Here is a 16,828-nt window from a genome sequence, read left to right as displayed (position 1 = left end):
ACCGTGCCAGCCAGGCGGTCTACGTTATGGCGGGTCCGGGCCTCGGTAAAACATCGCTGACGGACGGGATCGTTGAGCGTTTGTCGGATGAACTCAATGTTCTACAGATGCACGGCAGTTCCGCGCTTTCCAATGTTCCGTTCGGAGTCCTGACCCCTTACACCGCCGATCTCACGGCGGAGGAATCGATTTCCCCGGTGGCAGTGCTGCGGTCCATGTGGACGTACTTCGAGAAACTGAAAACCGTCAACGGAGCGCCGGTCCTCCTGGTGGTGGACGACGCACACTACCTGGACGAGGGCTCAGCCGGCGTGGTGGCGGACCTGATCTCGGCCGGCTGGGCCACCGTGGTGGCCGCCGCCAGGCCACGGCCCGGGCTGCCGCGGCCCCTGGACCAGCTCTGGTACGACGGCCTCGCCGAGCGGGTGGACCTGCGCCTGCTCAACAGGGAGCAGATCGAGGAAGTGCTGGCGCATGTACTGGACGGCACCGTCCCGGCAGCCACTGTGGATGCGGTCTGGAGCGCATCCGGCGGAAACCCCCGCATCCTGGATGCGCTCCTGCACGATGCAGCCGAGGCCGGGGTGCTGTCCAAACGGAACGGGATCTGGATCCTGCTGGGCCCACTGCCCTCCGACGGGGACCGAATCGGCTCAGTGGTGGCCAAGGAGCACCTCCGCCGCCCGCAGGACGAGCAGGAAGCCCTGAAACTGGTCGCCCTGGCCGGTCCCGTGAGCCGCAAGGCCATCGAGGACATCAGCGGAGCCGCCGTGGTCCGCTCGCTCCTGGAGCAGCAGGTGGTGGTGGAACACCCGTCGATTCCGGCCGAACTGTCCCTGTGGAACGTGCTCCTGGCCCAAACCATCAGGAACACCATCTCGGTGTCCAGGAGCCTGCAGCTGCTCGAAAAAACCCGGCCGCACCTGCCCGATACCTTGCTGCACGGCGAAGGCCGGACCCGTTCCGTGGAGTGGGCCCTGGAGTGCGGGCTGCGGATCCCTGACGCCGCGCTGATCGAGGCCTCACGGGAAGCCCTGGACCGGTTCCGCAATACCAGCGCCCGCATGATCGCCTCAAAGGTCCAGGACCCGGCGCTGATCCCGCTGGCACAGGCCATCCAGGCGCGGGCACTCTTCAACGACGGGTACTACCTGGAAGCGGCATCCCTGCTGGACGGCTGCTGGGAGGCCCTGCTCAACCACGCCGATGGCCCTGCCGTGCTGCTGCTGCGTGCCTTCGCCCACCAGGCCAACGGCCAGTCCCTCGCGGGCCTAGCCGAGGAGGTGATGGCGGTTACCGGTGTGGCAGGGACGCCGCAGTGGCCGCTGACCCTGATGGCCCTGCTTCGCAGCGGTGGTGAGCTGGACGCCGCCGGGCTCGCCGCGGAAGTGGGTACCGCAGCAGGCAGCGCTGTTGACGGTGCCACCGGCCTGCCCCTGCATGCCATGGGCGGGGCGTTGCTGGCCCACGCCCTGACCGCCGCGGGCCGGGCCGATGAAGGGGTGGAAGCCGCCCTGATGGCGGCGTCCGAGCTTCCCGCGATTGAAGGCAGCCTGTTTTTCTTCCCGGAACTGGTCCTGGGCCGGCTGGTCAGCGCCTACCTGGCCATGGGCGAATGGGAAACCGCGGAACGCGAGCTGAACAACTACGCCTCGGCGCACTCACCCGGGCACGCCGTGTTCAACGGCAGCCTGCAGATCCTGCGCGGCTACTCGCTGCTGCGGCAGGGCAGGATGGAACGCGCCTACCAGGTGCTGCTGCCCGCCGTCGAGGCCCTCCGGCTCAACGACCCGCTGCAGCTTTTCCGGTTCGGCGCGTCCCTCGGCTTCTATGTGGCCGCACGCCTCGGCGATACCGCCCAGGCGCAGCGGCTGGAGCGGGACTGCCGCGACGCCGTGGCAGGGGCCCCGGCCCACGACCTTCTGGCAGCCGCCCACTGCGCCGCTGCAGCGGAGTACCTGGCCAGGGACGGGAAGGGCCTCGCGTCCCTCCACACACTGGTCACGGCCGCCGAGGCCGCCGGCAGGACCGGCACGCTCCTTGAACTGCTCGCCATGTGCTGGGAACTGGGCGACCCTTCCGTCATCCCGATGGTGCAGAACGTGGCCCGCACCGTTGACGGAAGGTGGGCCGGCGCCATGCTGACCCTGGCTGCCGGCTGGGAAGTGGGCGACGGCGATGCCCTGATGGACACCGCAGCCGCCCTGGAGGAAGCCGGCTTCGTCAACCTGGCCCGTGAGGCATACGCCAGGGCCAGTACGCTCCTGGAACAGGCCGGGGAGCGGCGCCGGTCCCGGCAGGCCGTGGCCCAGCGGGAAAAATGCGACCACGAACTGGGCGAGCGGTTCCGGGAAGGCCGGTTTATCGCCGCCGCCCCGGCCGTCCATCTGACCCGCCGCGAACAGGACATTGTTGGCCTGGCCGTCCAGGGGTACACGGACCGGGAAATCGCCCAGAAGCTGATGGTGTCCGTCCGCACCGTGGAGGGCCACCTCTACCGGACCTACGTCAAGCTCGGCGTCCGCAGCCGCGAAGAGCTCGAGTCCGCCCTGCCCAAGTAGTACAGCACCCGGGTGTGCCCGGCACGGGCGCATCCGGGTTTTTCCGGCCGGACCCGGCATGTCCGTGTGCCTGTGGCGGGCCTGCAGTCCGCGGCTCCGGCGGACCCAGTACCGACCCGTTTCAAAGTCGAGTACAAGCTACTCGTGTACGCGTCCGGGCTCCGACGCTTTACTTAAGCAGGCAAGGAAAGCAGCGGGGAAACCGCCGCCGGACAGCCCGCATACCAGGTCTCCCGAAAGTTCCGGCTCCCCACCAAGGGGGCCGGCTCCAGACGGGGCCGGCGACGTCAGAGTCTTCTGAGACCGAGACTCTCCCCCCAGCCGTCGCCGGCCCTTCTTTCCGCAGGCTGAAGCCCGGAGAAACTGTGGCGGCCGTCCCCCCGGGGCGGCCGCCACAGCTGCGTTGTGGGACAATTGAGAGTCAACAGTTGGCATCTCAAGGAGTTCGTTTTGGCCGTAGTAACAACGCCAGCCACCCTGGAACGTGCCCTGCCGGCCATGGACGACGCCGAGGTGCTGCGGATCCGCAACGACTTCCCCGTGCTGAACCAGACGGTCAACGGGCAGCAGCTGGTCTACCTTGATTCCGGGGCCACGTCGCAGAACCCGCTCAGCGTGATCGAAGCCGAGCAGGAGTTTTACGAACAGCGCAACGCCGCCGTGCACCGCGGCGCCCACCACCTCGCCGTCGAGGCCACGGAGGCCTTCGAGGACGCACGCCAGACTCTCGCCGACTTTGTGGGCGCCGGCTACGAGGAAACCATCTGGACCTCCAACGCCACGGAGGGCCTGAACCTGATCAGCTATGCCCTCTCCAACGCGACGCTGTGGGCAGCCCAGGGCCGGGGTGATGCCAGGCTGAAGGACCTGGCCCTGAAACCGGGTGATGAGATTGTGGTCACCGAGATGGAGCACCACGCCAACCTGATCCCCTGGCAGGAGCTGGCGTTCCGCACCGGCGCTGTCCTGCGCTTCATCCCCATCGACGACACCGGCAGCCTCCGCCTGGACCAGGCCCGGGACATTGTTGGTCCCCGCACAAAAGTGCTGGCCTTCACCCACGCGTCCAACGTCCTGGGCACCATCAACCCGGTCCGGGAACTCGTGGCGCTGGGCCGCAGCGCGGGGGCTCTGGTGGTCCTGGACGCCTGCCAGTCGGCTCCGCACCTGGCCCTGGACGTCAAGGCGCTGGACGTTGACTTCGCTGTCTTCTCCGGCCACAAAATGCTGGCGCCCACCGGGATCGGCGTCCTGTACGGCAAGCAGGAGATCCTGGACATCCTGCCGCCTTTCCTTACCGGCGGTTCGATGATCACCACCGTCACCATGGAGCGTGCCGAGTACCTGCCGGCGCCGCAACGCTTCGAAGCCGGCACGCAGCGCATCTCCCAGGCCGTAGCCCTGGCTGCGGCGGCCAACTACCTTACGGAAACGGGCCTGGACCGGATCCACCGTTGGGAAGGTGAGCTGGGCCAGCGTATGGTCACCGGACTCGAATCCATCGCCGGCATCCGGGTGCTCGGCCCCGCCGCCGGCAAGGAGCGGATCGGGCTGGCCGCGTTCGACGTCGAGGGTGTCCATGCCCACGACGTGGGGCAGTTCCTGGACTCCCGGGGGATCGCCGTCCGGGTGGGCCATCATTGCGCCCAGCCGCTGCACCGCCGCTTGGGGCTGACCGCCACCACGCGGGCCAGCGCCTACCTCTACAACACCACCGACGACGTCGACCGGTTCCTGGATGCTGTGTCCGGCGTGCGGGCCTACTTCCGCGCCTAGTCCCGTAACCCCAGGAGTACCCATGAGCCTTGACCAGCTGTACCAGCAGATCATTCTGGACCACGCCAAAACGCGCCACGGCAGCGGGCTGGCCGGCACAGCGGCCCCCGAAGGCGCGGCTACCGGCCAGTCGCACCAGCTCAATCCCGTCTGCGGCGACGAAGTCACCCTGCGGCTTGCCGTCGCTGACGGGAAAGTGGCCCAGGTTTCCTGGGACGGTGCGGGCTGCTCCATCTCCATGGCCTCGGCGTCCGTGCTCAGCGAAATGGCCGAAGGCATGACGGTGGCCGAACTGCATGGGGTCATCGACAGCTTCCGGGACGTCCTGCGCTCCCGCGGCAAAGTCCCTGCCGACCCGGCGCTGCTGGGCGATGCTGCAGCCTTCGAGGGCGTGGCCAGGTATGCGGCGCGCGTGAAATGCGCCATGATCTCCTGGGTCGCGGCCGAGGACGCCCTCAACCAGGCCTCCTGACCTGCCGGCAGCCGCCCGCCGCGGACTGCCTCCACCCACCGGACTGTGCGGATGACCGCAGTTCCGGCCCCACCCGCTGTCCCGGCTGCACCACCAGTACCCGCTACCTGCCTGATGAGTACATGCAGGTAGCAGTACCCTGCCAAGACAGGTAGCAAGTACCGGTGCACCCGTACTGCCAAGCCGCTTGACTGGTCCTCACCTCAGGAAATACCTACCTAGAGAAGGTCTCAGGATGAGTCAGGCCAGTCAATTTTCCGCACCCAAAAACCGGCAGGGTTCCTGCGTGGGCCGCGTTGCCGGCCTTCCTTCCCACCGCCGGCGCCGTTCCGGCCAGCCTTTCGCCCCGCCCCCACCAGCATTGGGCCGCACGATGTCCGTGGCCCTGCAGGCCGGCTGACCGGGGAGGCACAGAGTCATGGGTCTTCGAATCGGTTATGCCCCGGGCGCGTTCGACCTTTTCCACATCGGTCACCTGAATATCCTCAAACACGCCAAATCGCAGTGTGACTACCTGATTGCGGGCGTCGTCTCGGACGAGAAGCTGGAGCTCACCAAGGGCAGGGCGCCTGTGGTTCCGCTCGCTGAACGGCTCGAAATCGTCCGCAACATCACCTATGTGGACATGGTCTACGCCGAGTCCGCACCGGAGAAGCTCCAGGTCTGGGACGAACTGCGGTTCACCGTCTTTTTCAAGGGCGACGACTGGCGCGGCACGCCTGCCGGAATGCACCTTGAACACGTCTTTTCGGAGGTGGGGGTGGAAGTGGTCTATTTCCCCTACACCGTCCAGACCTCCAGCTCGGTCCTGCGGACCGCTCTTGAACTCATCAACCGTCCGGCAGCAGCGGACAGAATCCAGGGGGTGCAGTGATGAATGGACTAAGGATAGCGATGGTGGGTACCCGCGGGGTTCCGGCCAGGTACGGCGGCTTTGAAACGGCCATCGAGGAGATCGGCCAGCGTCTTTGCGCCCGCGGACACCAGGTTACGGTCTACTGCCGTGACACCGGAGCAGGTCCCCGGCCGGATTCCACTTACCTGGGAATGGACCTGGTGTTCCTGCCGGCCATGCACAAAAGGTCACTGGAAACGCTCAGCCACACGGGCCTGTCCGTGATGCACCTGATGGCACACCGGCCGGACGCTGCGATTGTCTTCAACGCCGCGAACGCCCCCTACCTGCCCCTGATCCGGGCGGCCGGCGTTCCGGTGGCCACCCACGTGGACGGCCTGGAATGGAAGCGGGCCAAGTGGGGCGGGTCCGGCAAACGCTACTACCGCCGGGCCGAAGCCATGGCCGTACGCTGGTCCGACGCCCTGATCGCCGACGCCGTGGGTATCCAGACGTATTACCGGGAACGGTTCGACGCCGATACCTACTACCTGCCGTACGGTGCCCCGATCCTGGCCGGCACCAAATCCGACAAGCTCGCAGGGCTGGGCCTGCAGCCCCGCGGCTATCATCTGGTGGTGGCCCGCTTCGAGCCCGAAAACCACGTCCACATGGTGGTGGACGGCTACGTCCGCAGCAAAGCCAAGGAGCCGCTGATTGTGGTGGGCTCGGCACCTTACTCCGATGCCTACACCCGCCAGGTGCACAGCCTGGCCGACGACCGGGTCAGGTTTGTTGGCGGCGTCTGGGACCAGGACCTCCTGGACCAGCTGTACGCAAACTCCCTGGTGTACTGGCACGGACACAGCGTGGGCGGCACCAACCCGTCCCTGCTGCGGGCCATCGGGTCGGGGGCCGCCACCAACGCATTCGATGTGGACTTCAACCGTGAAGTGCTCTCGACGGCGGGCAGGTACTTCGCCGACCCTGCAGGCGTGGCCGCGCTCGCGGAGGAAGCCGAAAGCGGGCTGCCCGGCCTGCGGGAACGCGGTGTCCTGGGACAGCGCCTGGCCCGCCGGTTCGACTGGGACCTGGTCACCGACGGCTACGAAGGCCTGTGCGCTGACCTGGTGGCTGCCACAGCGCCGGCGCCACGCCGGGCCCGGCGCGTGCAGCGGGGCACCCAACAGACCACTGTGGGGGCCGAGTAATGCCGGGCCAGCACGCCAAAGCCGCGGAAGCCCGGGAACTGCTGCCCTACGCCGGCTTCCGGGACGCCGTGGACAGGCTGTCCGGCGCGCAGAAGGCGGCTGCCCGCAGCGCGCCGGCCTACTCCCGTTTCGTCAACCGCAGGATGGGCCGCTACCTTGCGGCTGCAGCCTTCGGCGCCAGGCTGACCCCCAACATGGTCACCGGCATCAGCGCGCTTTTCACCTTTTCCGGCATCGCCCTGCTGATTTCCTTCCCGCCGTCATGGGGGCTGGGGATCCTGGTGTCACTGGCCCTGGTGCTGGGCTATGCCCTGGACTCCGCGGACGGGCAACTCGCCCGGCTTACCGGAGCCGGTTCGCCGGCGGGGGAGTGGCTTGACCACATCGTGGATGCCCTCAAAACCTCCACCCTTCCGCTCGCCCTGCTGGTGGGCCTCTACCGGTTCGCGGCGGTGGACCCGGTGTGGCTCCTGGTGCCCCTCGGCTCGGCGGTGGTCTCGGCAGTGGTGTTTTTCAGCATGATCCTGACCGAGCAGCTGCGTCGGCAGGCCGGGGTGGTTCCGGGCCAGCACGAAGGGGCCCCGCCGTCCTGGCTTCGCGCCGTGCTGGTGGTCCCCATGGACTACGGGGTCCTGTGCCTCAGCTTTATGCTTTACGGCGCCACCCCGGTGTTCCTGGCCGTCTACACGGCGATCTTCGCCGCCACCACAGCGTTCCTGGCACTGTCCTCCGTGAAGTGGTTCCGGGAACTTACCGCCGTCCACGGAGCGCAGCCACGCCTGGGCCGGGACCGTCGTCCCGCCATCGGAACCACCATGTCGGATGCAGGAGCGTAACTGATGGAAACCACCCCTGATAACCCCGCGGGACCCCTCGCCGGCCGACGGCGCCTGATCATCGTGGCCGTGGTGCTGGCGCTGCTGCTGATTGCCGGCACCGTGTGGGCAACCACCCGGCCGGGTGTGTCGCCCACCGCGGCGCAGGCCACGGAGGCTGCCTCGGCTGCTCCCGATACGTCGGGTCCGGATCCGTCCGCCGCCGCGGCGGACCCCGATCCATCCGCCGCCCCGGCGTCCGCCGATCCGTCGGCGCCCCCTGCCCCGGTTCCCGCAGCGGAACCGCCCCAGGCCCCGGCTCCGGAAGCGGCTCCCGCTGTGGAAACTCCACCGGCCGGGAGCGACGAGGAACTTGCTGCCGTGGAACAACCCGTTGCTCCTGCCGTGCCCCTGGTGGGCACCGCAGTGGTGAAGACCGGGGTTTCCGCTGCGATCACAGACGTTGAGGCGGTCAACGGCGAAGCCACAGGCATCGGCGAAGTTGCAGGCCCGGCGCTCCGTTTCAAGATCACCGTCAAGAACGACACCGCAGCGGAAATTTCGCTGGACCCGGCGGTCATCAACGTCAGCTACGGGGCCGACAACTCCCCGGCGAGCAGCCTCAGCGGCCCGGGCCCGGAGCCGTTCCCCGCCACCGTGGCCCCTGGCGCCAGCGCCACCGGCATCTTTGTCTTCGGTGTCCCGAAGGACAGCCGCGGCAGCGTAAAGATCTTCTTCAACCTCGACGCCGGAACGCCCATCGCCGCCTTCGAAGGCCAGGCCCCCGCATGACCCCGGCCCTCATGGTTGCGGGGCCGGTGACGCAGGCACGCGCCACGGCCCGTCGGCTGCGCAAGGCGGCCAAACGCGTCCGCGCCCATGCTGGCGTGGTGGCGCTCCGCTGCCGCAACCGCCTGGTGGCGGAGTCCGTCACCGGAACGGCCGACGTCGTGGTTTCCATGACCACCCACGGCGCGCGCCTGCAGACGGTGGATATCGCCCTGGAATCCATTGCCCGCGGCTCCGTTCGGCCGCGCCGCCTGATCCTCTGGCTGGACGACCCGGCGCTGATGGTCCGGCTGACCCCGCAGCTCCGGCGGCTGCAGCAACGCGGCCTGGAGGTGCGCCTTACCTCAAACTACGGACCGCACACGAAGTACTACCCTTACGTCCTCTCGACGGAAGAGTTCGAGTGTCCGTTGGCCACCGCCGACGATGACATCGTCTACCCGGCCGGGTGGCTTGCCGCGCTGGTGGCAAGCCACCGCGACCACCCGGACACGGTGGGCGGGCACTGGGTGAGCGTGGTGGGCGTTGACAGCGGCAGCATCACCGGGTATTCGGGCTGGGCGCGGCGCCACGACACCGACGCCGGCATCGACAATTTCGCCCTGGGGGTCTCCGGGGTGATCTACCCGCCGCTCATGCTGGCTGCCCTCCGGCGGGGCGGGGACGCCTTCCTGGACCTGTGCCCCGGCGCCGATGACATTTGGCTGCACTGGACCGCACTGCGGGCCGGAATCCGGACCCGACAGGTAAGCGCCGTGCCCAGGCATTTCCCGATGATCCCGGGAAGTCAAAGCACCGCACTCAGCCTCAACAACGTGGGCAACGACCGCAACGATCACTGGATCCGGGGCCTCTACTCGGACTCGGATGTGCTGGCCCTCAGCAGCCCCGGAACTGCAGCAACCCTCAAGGATGGAGAAAGCAATGCGTTCTAAGCATCAAGCCGGGGTGGAAAGCCCCGGCCTTACGGCAAGCCAGGAGGGGCCCCCGCCGCACCGCGGCCCACGGTCCCTCCTGGTGATGGTCCTCAGTGCGGCAATGGCGCTGTCACTGGGCGTCGTCTGGGGTGCAGCTCCGGCGACAGCCGACAGTGCCCCGGCCCCTGATGTCCCCTTGACCGTCACCGCGGACAGGCTGCCCACCGCCCAGCACAACGGCGTGGGCTGGACCCAGCTGGTCATCGGCAACAAGGTGTACGTCGGCGGCGAGTTCACCATGGCCCGGCCTGCCGGCGCCGCACCCGGCACCCAGGAAGTGGTCCGTAACAACATCCTGGCCTACGACATCAGGACCGGTGTGCTGGACCCCACGTTCCACCCGAGCATGAACGGCGAAGTCACGTCCCTGGCCGCCTCACCGGACGGCAGCCGGTTGTACGTGGGTGGTTCCTTCACGGCCATCGACGGCGCCACCGTCTGGCGCGTCGCCGCCCTGAACCCGACAACGGGCAGCATCAACACCTCGTTCCTGCCGCGCATGTCCGCTTCCGTAAGGGCCATTGTGGCTACGGACACCACCGTCTACATGGGCGGACTCTTCAACGGCGTAGGCACCGTCACCCGTGACCGGCTGGCTGCCGCCGCCGCCTCGAACGGCGCGCTGCTGCCGTGGAACCCGGTGGCCGTGGGCGGCCGCGTCAACGCCCTGGCACTCTCTCCGGACAAGGCCAGCATGGTGGTGGGCGGCGCCTTCACCACCCTGAACGGATCCGCCAACCCCGGGTACGGCTTGGGCAAGGTGGACACCAACCTGGGCGCTTCTCAGCCCTTCCAGATCAACAACATTGTCCGTAACGGCAGCACGGGCGGCTCCATCACGGCGCTGGCTACCGACGGCACCAACGTATACGGCAGCGGCTACACCTTTGGCCGGGCCAGCACCCTTGAAGGCATTTTCTCCGTGAAATGGGCGGACAGTTCCACCGAGTGGATCGAGGACTGCCATGGTGATAGTTACTCCGTATTCCCCATCGGCGACGTGGTGTACCAGGCCGGGCATCCGCACTATTGCGGAAACGTTGGCGGGTTCCCGCAGGCTGAACCGTGGGAGTTCCAACGCGCCCTGGCGTTCAGCAAGAAGGCCACCGGTGTCCTGACCCAGGAAACCCACGGCTACACCAACTTTGGCGGCAACCCGGCGCCGTCGCAGCTGAACTGGTTCCCCTACATGAGTGACGGGACCTTCACCGGACAGAACCAGGGCCCCTGGTCCGTGTCCGGCAACGCGGACTACGTGGTCTACTCAGGCGAGTTCACCAACGTCAACAGCCAGGCCCAACAGGGTATGGTCCGTTTCGCCAAGAGCACCACGGCGCCGAACCTCCGCGGACCGAAGGTGACCGGGGCAAACTTCGCCCCGACGCTTTCAACCCCGGCGCCTGGCCAGGTCAGGGTCCGCTGGCAGGCGAACTGGGACCAGGACAACGAGAACCTGGTCTATGAGGTTCGACGGGACAATGTGGTAATTGCCACCCTGAACCAGGCTTCACGGTTCTGGAACCGGCCCGGCATGACGTTCCTGGACACCAACCGGGTCGCGGGACGGAGCTACGCGTACCGCATTTATGCCAGGGACGCCTTCAACAACCAGGCAGTCAGCGACATCGTCAGGATCACCGCGACGGACACCGTGGCAGCCCCGGGCGCCTACTCGCAGACGGTACTTTCCGATGCGCCGGCCAACTACTGGCCGCTGGGGGACGCCGCCGGAACCACCGGCGTGGACCTTGCCGGCAAGGACGACCTGGTCCTGCGCCCCGGGGTGACCCTTGGAGCTGACGGTGCCGTGGGCGCCGACGGCGGGACAGCGGCAACCTTCAACGGCACCGCCGACAGCGTGGCCGCCAGGATGCCGATCGCCATGCGGCCGCAGACGTTCAGCACTGAGGCCTGGTTCAAGACCGGGTCCACCACGGGCGGCGGCATCATCAGCTACGGCAACTCACCCACCGGCGTTTCCACCGATTTCGACCGGACCGTGTACATGTCCAATACCGGCAGGCTGTTCTTCGGGGTCCGCCCCAACGGCGCGACCCGGCAGACCATCAACTCGACGGCGAGCTTCAACGACAACCAGTGGCACCATGTGGTGGCTACCCTGGGCAGCAACGGCATGCAGCTGTTTGTCGACGGCGTCCTGGTGGGAAGCCGGGCGGACGTTACCTCTGCCTGGCAGTTCGATGGCTTCTGGCGGCTGGGCGGCGACAACCTCGGCAGTTGGAGCAACCGGCCCACCAGCCGCAACATCAACGGCCAGATCGACGACGTCGCCATCTACCCGGCAGTGCTTCCGCTGTCCCGGATCCAGGCCCACTACGTGGCCTCGGGCCGGACAGTATCTGCTCCGCCGGCCGCCCCGGTGGCGCGGTTCGCAGCTGCCGTGGACGGGCTGAAAGCGTCGGTTGACGGGACGGCCTCCTCGGACGCCAACGGCCCCATCGCCGGCTACGCCTGGGACTTCGGCGACGGCGGAACGGGTACCGGCGTCAAGGCCGACCACACCTACGCCGCCGGCGGCACCTTCAACGTCACGCTGACCGTTACTGACAACACGGGCCAGACCAACGCGGTGACCAACCCGGTCACCGTAACCGCCCCGCCGCCCAACCAGGTACCTGTGGCCGGCTTCACGTCCACTGCCACCAACCTCGCGGCGGCCTTCAATGCCGGCACGTCCGCCGACCCTGACGGCACCATCGCCGCCTACGCCTGGGACTTCGGCGACACCACCAGCGACACCGGCGCCACTCCGTCACACACCTACGCAGCGGCGGGCACGTACAACGTGACGCTGACGGTGACGGATGATGACGGCGCAACCGGCTCCCTCACCAAGGCAGTCACCGTCCAGGCGCCACCGGCCAACACCGTTCTGGCTGCTGACGATTTCGGCCGCACCACCGCCTCAGGCTGGGGCGCCGCCAACACCGGCGGGGCCTGGTCCGTGGCAGGCACTGCCGCTGCCTATACGGTTGGAAACGGCGTCGGCAACCTGATCCTGGCGACCGGCGGGGTAACCCGCACGGCGATCCTGGGCGGGGTATCCGCCGCCGCCACCGACGTGCAGGTCAAGGCGTCGCTGGACAAGATCGGCAACGGCGGCGGAACGTTCGTCAGCGTGATCGGCCGCCGGGTGGGGTCCGACGATTACCGGGTCAAGGTCAAGGTTCCGGCCACCGGTGCAGGCACGCTGTACCTCACCCGGATTGTGGGCGGGGCCGAAACCGTTATCTCCACGGCACCGCTGACCGGCCTGACCCTGGCCCCCGGCGACGCCATCCGGATCCGGATGCAGGTGACGGGCACGGGCACCAGCACGCTCCAGGCCAAGGTGTGGCGCGATACTGCTGCCGAACCTGCAGCCTGGCTGCTGACCAGCACCGACACCACCGCAGCACTGCAGGCACCCGGAACAACGGGGCTGGTGGGCTATTTGTCCGGCTCCGCCACCAACGTGCCCATAACTGTGCGGTTCGATGACTATTCGGTGAAGGTGCCCTAAGAGTAGCCTTATCGCACCACCGGCTCGTGCACAGGCTGCGCCGCAGGGACTTTTGTCCCCGCCGGCGCAGCCTGTGCGCCAACGGTGCTCTTCCGCACTGACAGGGAACCCTGCGGAAGGAATGCGACCGGGCTTGCGCCCGGAGCATCACCCAAAGCGACTCAGCGCTTTGCCACAGACTCGGTCTGCACGTGGAAAAGGGCTGATATGTTCAGGAAAAGACCAGCTTTCCGGCTGGTGGCGTTGTTCAGTACTCTGTTTCTCTTCGGTGGGGGCTTTGCGGCACCGGCGCTGGCGGACTCCGCTCCCATCGATCCCAATGATCCTAAAACCCCGGTGACCGTCACCGCTGACAGCCTCCCCACGGTCCAGCACGACGGCGTGGCATGGCAGGCCGTCACTGTGGGGACCACTGTTTATGTTGCCGGCAAATTCAACAACGCCCGGCCCAGCGGCGCCGCTGCCGGCACACAACTCGTGCCCCGGCGTAATATCCTGGCCTTTGACTTGGCCACCGGCGCACTCAAAACCTCCTTCACCGCATCCTTGAACGGCCAGGCCCTGGCCATTGCGGCGTCGCCGGACGGCAGCAGGATCTACGTTGGCGGCGATTTCACCACTGTGAACGGCGTCACCCGGAACCGGATAGCCGCCTTGAATCCCGATACCGGCGCCCCCCTGTCGGGCTTCGCCCCCTCCGTTGGGGGCTCCGTACGGGCCATCGTGGCTGACGGCAGCAAGGTCTGGTTTGGGGGCCTTTTCGGCAGCGTTGGCTCCTCATCGCGGAACCGGCTGGCGGCAGTCAACGCGGGCAATGGAGCCCTCCTGCCCTGGGCGCCCAACGCGGCCAACGGAAAAGTCAACGCGCTGGCGCTCTCTCCCGACGGAAGCAAAGTGGTGGTGGGCGGCGCCTTCACCACCCTGAACGGCTCCAACCGTCCCGGCTACGGCCTGGGCATGGTGGATGCGGTGTCCGGCGCGAACCTGGCCACCCCCATCAATGACGTGGTCCGCAACGGAGGTACTGACTCGGCCGTCCTGTCGCTCTCCAGCGATGGGACATCGTTCTACGGCACGGGCTACATCTTTGGCACCGGCGGCAACCTGGAAGGCGCGTTTGCCGCCAACTGGTCGGACGCACGGGTCAAATGGGTGGAGGACTGCCACGGCGACTCCTACGGCGCGTTCGCCACGGACACGGCTGTCTACGTTGCAGGCCACCCGCACTACTGCGGAAACCTGGGTGGTTACCCCGAAACCACACCACGGACCTGGCACCGGGCTGTTGCCTTCGGCAAAGAGGCCACCGGAACCCTGACCAAGGACATCTACGGCTATCCATCCTTCACCGGGCAGCCGGCTCCCGCCATGCTTAACTGGTTCCCTGATATGGACACGGGGACGGCCAGCGGCCAAAGCCAGGGCCCATGGGCGGTCACGGGAAACAACTCCTACGTGGTGATGGTGGGGGAGTTCAAAAATGTGAACCAGCGGGCGCAGCAGGGCCTGTCCCGTTTCGCCGTTAGGTCCATTGCACCCAACGACCAGGCCCCCCGGGTGTCCGGAGCAAGTTTTGTTCCCAGCCTCAGCAGCCCCGGTGCCGGTCAGGTCCGGGTCCAGTGGCAGGCCAACTGGGACCGGGACAACTCGAACCTGACGTACACCGTGCTCCGCGACGGCGACACCACGCCGGTGTATACGGCCTCGCAGCTGTCCACGTTCTGGCAGCGGCCCACCATGTCGTTCACCGATTCCGGGCTGACGGGCGGGCAGCATAGCTACCGGATTTCCGTGCGGGATCCTTTGGGCAACACGCTCACGGGAAACGCGGCAAGCATCACTGTTGCCGGCGCAACCAACGGGCCGCCCACGGCCAGCTTCACCAGCAGCACCGATGGGCTGACCGCAGCGGTGAACGGTTCAGCGTCTGTTGATCCTGGCGGCAGCATCGCAGGGTATGCCTGGCAGTTCGGTGACGGCGGCACGGAATCCGGCGTCTCGGCGCAGCACACGTACGCGGCCGCAGGAACCTACACGGTCACCCTGGTTGTCACCGATAACTCGGGCAACACCGATTCCGTTTCTGCTCCCGTCACGGTCAGTGCCGGGGGCGACCCCGACGGCCCGCTGGCCAACGATGCCTTTGGCAGGACCGTCACCGGAGGGTGGGGGAGCGCCGACCTTGGCGGGGGCTGGTCCACCAGCGGCGGGTCAACACCGTTCGCCGTCTCCGGCGGGGCCGGGCGGATCACGTTGGAACCCGGGCGGGGCCCCTCCGCCTATCTTGGCGCCGTGACGGCCACGGACACGGACGTGCAGGCGACGTTGTCCTTCGACAAGGTACCCAACGGCGGCGGCGCCTACGCAGGCCTGGTGGGCCGGCGGGTGGGCACCGCCGAATACCGCGCCAGGATCAAGCTCGACGCTGCCGGTGTGGTGACCCTGCGCCTGATCCGGCTCTCCGGCGGCGTGGAAACCACATTGGTCACCGCCAACACCGGACTGTCGGCCGGTGCCGGAAACCAGCTGCAGCTGCGGTTCCAGGTCACGGGAACGGGGCCAAGCCAGCTGCGGGCCAAAGTGTGGTCCAGCGGCTCCACGGAACCGGCAGGCTGGGGAGCCAGCACCACTGATACAACAGCGGGACTGCAGGCCGCCGGCAGCACAGGTGTCACCGTCTACACCTCCAGTGCCGTCACCAACTTGCCCGTCCGGGTCCTGTTTGACGATTTCAGCGTCAGGAGGCCATGACCGGCAGGCATAAAGGAAGGGGAGGAGCGCCACCAGCGCACTCCTCCCCTTCCTGTTGGCCCGTGCCGCAGAGCGGGCCGGGCAGCTATTGAGCTATCAGCCGTTGTAGAGAATGCCGGTGGTTTTGCCCTCGGTGAGGAAGGCCAGGTTGTCTTCCCAGCGGTTGGTGGACAGGCCGCTGACGGTGCTTGCCGACCGCTGGATGATCCGGATCGGGTAGGTGCCGTTGGCGTACTGGTACTGGTTGCGGCCCAGGTAGTTATTGCGGACCGTCACCGTGATGTTGGAGTACTTGCCGTTGTCGATGTTGATCGACGTCTGGCCGTCATCCACCCAGTTGCTCTCCACCACTACGTTGGCCAGCTTGGCTACGTTCTGCTGGAGCATGATGGCAATGCCGCCGTGCGTGCCGCGGGGGCTCGGGCCCGAACCTGCACCGGTAACGATGCTGGCCACCACGGTGTTGCCGGCGAGCAGGATGTTCTCGCCGCCCTGGACCTGGATGCCGTCGTTGTGCGTCCCATCGGAGTGCACGGTGTCCTGGTCGAAGAACGTCAGGGAATGGATGTAGTTGCCCTTGGCGGTCACGTTGGCCGTGGCCGGGCCGCCGGGACGGTTGAAGATCCCCAGTCCGTCGTTGGTCCGCTGGATGTGGTTGCGCAGGGCCGTGTAATCGTGGCCCACGATGCCGTCACGGTTGAACGAGGGACGGTCCGGGTTGATGGTGTTGTTCTGCACCAGCAGGTTGGACACGGCAGCGCTGTTGGCGTCGATGATGCCGGTGGCGTTGGCGGGGTGGTTCTTGCCGCCATGCAGCCTGCTGTTCTTGATGACCACGTTCTTTGCCCGGACCTTGATGTCGCCGTAGATCTCAAGGCCGTCCAGGACGGTGCCGTCCACGGAGATGACCAGGTCGGCGCCGCTGGTGTTGTACGGCTTCAAAGTGGTTCCGGCCGGAACGCCGGTGTTGGCGGCCGATGGCTTGGCCGAGGTGGTGGTGGCTGCGGCCACGGACTGGACGGTTTCGACCGGAGCCGGTGCTGCCTCGACGGGGGCCGGAGCCTCGACCGGAGCCGGTGCTGCCTCGACGGGGGCCGGAGCCTCGACCGGAGCCGGTG

Annotated in this window: 11 protein-coding genes; 10 read left to right on the top strand and 1 reads right to left on the bottom strand. The window is 67.4% G+C overall.

Annotated features, from left to right (window positions below):
- The first annotated feature begins 26 nt into the window (after positions 1-26).
- The 10 genes from QRN07_RS10660 (at position 27) to QRN07_RS10615 (ending at position 15,710) form a co-directional block, all read left to right on the top strand.
- Positions 27-2,561 (top strand): LuxR C-terminal-related transcriptional regulator, encoded by a 2,535-nt coding sequence (locus tag QRN07_RS10660; RefSeq protein WP_502934791.1) that lies wholly within the window; start codon positions 27-29, stop codon positions 2,559-2,561.
- A 450-nt stretch (positions 2,562-3,011) separates the two neighbouring features.
- Complete coding sequence (locus QRN07_RS10655) at positions 3,012-4,337, top strand: SufS family cysteine desulfurase (protein WP_050686260.1); 1,326 nt, start codon at positions 3,012-3,014, stop codon at positions 4,335-4,337.
- A gap of 22 nt (positions 4,338-4,359) precedes the next feature.
- Positions 4,360-4,809 (top strand): Fe-S cluster assembly sulfur transfer protein SufU, encoded by a 450-nt coding sequence (sufU, locus tag QRN07_RS10650; RefSeq protein ID WP_050686261.1) that lies wholly within the window; start codon positions 4,360-4,362, stop codon positions 4,807-4,809.
- A gap of 418 nt (positions 4,810-5,227) precedes the next feature.
- On the top strand, positions 5,228-5,683 hold the full coding sequence (locus QRN07_RS10645) for an FAD synthase family protein (RefSeq protein ID WP_050686262.1): 456 nt from the start codon (positions 5,228-5,230) through the stop codon (positions 5,681-5,683).
- Between the two features lie 20 nt (positions 5,684-5,703).
- The gene (locus tag QRN07_RS10640; RefSeq protein ID WP_285241004.1) at positions 5,704-6,855 is read left to right on the top strand and encodes a DUF1972 domain-containing protein; all 1,152 of its coding nucleotides are present in this window, start codon (positions 5,704-5,706) and stop codon (positions 6,853-6,855) included.
- The gene (locus tag QRN07_RS10635; protein WP_082178326.1) at positions 6,855-7,691 is read left to right on the top strand and encodes a CDP-alcohol phosphatidyltransferase family protein; all 837 of its coding nucleotides are present in this window, start codon (positions 6,855-6,857) and stop codon (positions 7,689-7,691) included. The genes QRN07_RS10640 and QRN07_RS10635 overlap by 1 nt, the downstream gene beginning before the upstream one ends.
- 3 nt (positions 7,692-7,694) lie before the next feature.
- The gene (locus QRN07_RS10630; RefSeq protein ID WP_285241003.1) at positions 7,695-8,462 is read left to right on the top strand and encodes a hypothetical protein; all 768 of its coding nucleotides are present in this window, start codon (positions 7,695-7,697) and stop codon (positions 8,460-8,462) included.
- Complete coding sequence (locus tag QRN07_RS10625) at positions 8,459-9,394, top strand: hypothetical protein (protein ID WP_056598000.1); 936 nt, start codon at positions 8,459-8,461, stop codon at positions 9,392-9,394. The genes QRN07_RS10630 and QRN07_RS10625 overlap by 4 nt, the downstream gene beginning before the upstream one ends.
- Positions 9,384-12,959 carry a PKD domain-containing protein gene (locus QRN07_RS10620; protein WP_285241002.1) on the top strand — a complete coding sequence of 1,192 codons (3,576 nt, stop codon included), beginning with the start codon at positions 9,384-9,386 and terminating at the stop codon, positions 12,957-12,959. Before QRN07_RS10625 ends, QRN07_RS10620 begins: the two co-directional genes overlap by 11 nt.
- Positions 12,960-13,196: 237 nt before the next feature.
- Complete coding sequence (locus QRN07_RS10615) at positions 13,197-15,710, top strand: PKD domain-containing protein (RefSeq protein WP_231686079.1); 2,514 nt, start codon at positions 13,197-13,199, stop codon at positions 15,708-15,710.
- Positions 15,711-15,806: 96 nt separating this feature from the next.
- On the opposite strand, the gene QRN07_RS10610 is transcribed toward QRN07_RS10615, so the two are convergent.
- Positions 15,807-16,828: right-handed parallel beta-helix repeat-containing protein (locus QRN07_RS10610; RefSeq protein ID WP_285241001.1), on the bottom strand; the 1,022-nt coding region annotated here is incomplete at its 5' end.

The organism is Pseudarthrobacter sp. MEB009, assembly GCF_030208875.1.
In the GTDB taxonomy this organism is placed as follows: domain Bacteria; phylum Actinomycetota; class Actinomycetes; order Actinomycetales; family Micrococcaceae; genus Arthrobacter.
This window is presented reverse-complemented; position numbering and strand designations above follow the sequence as displayed.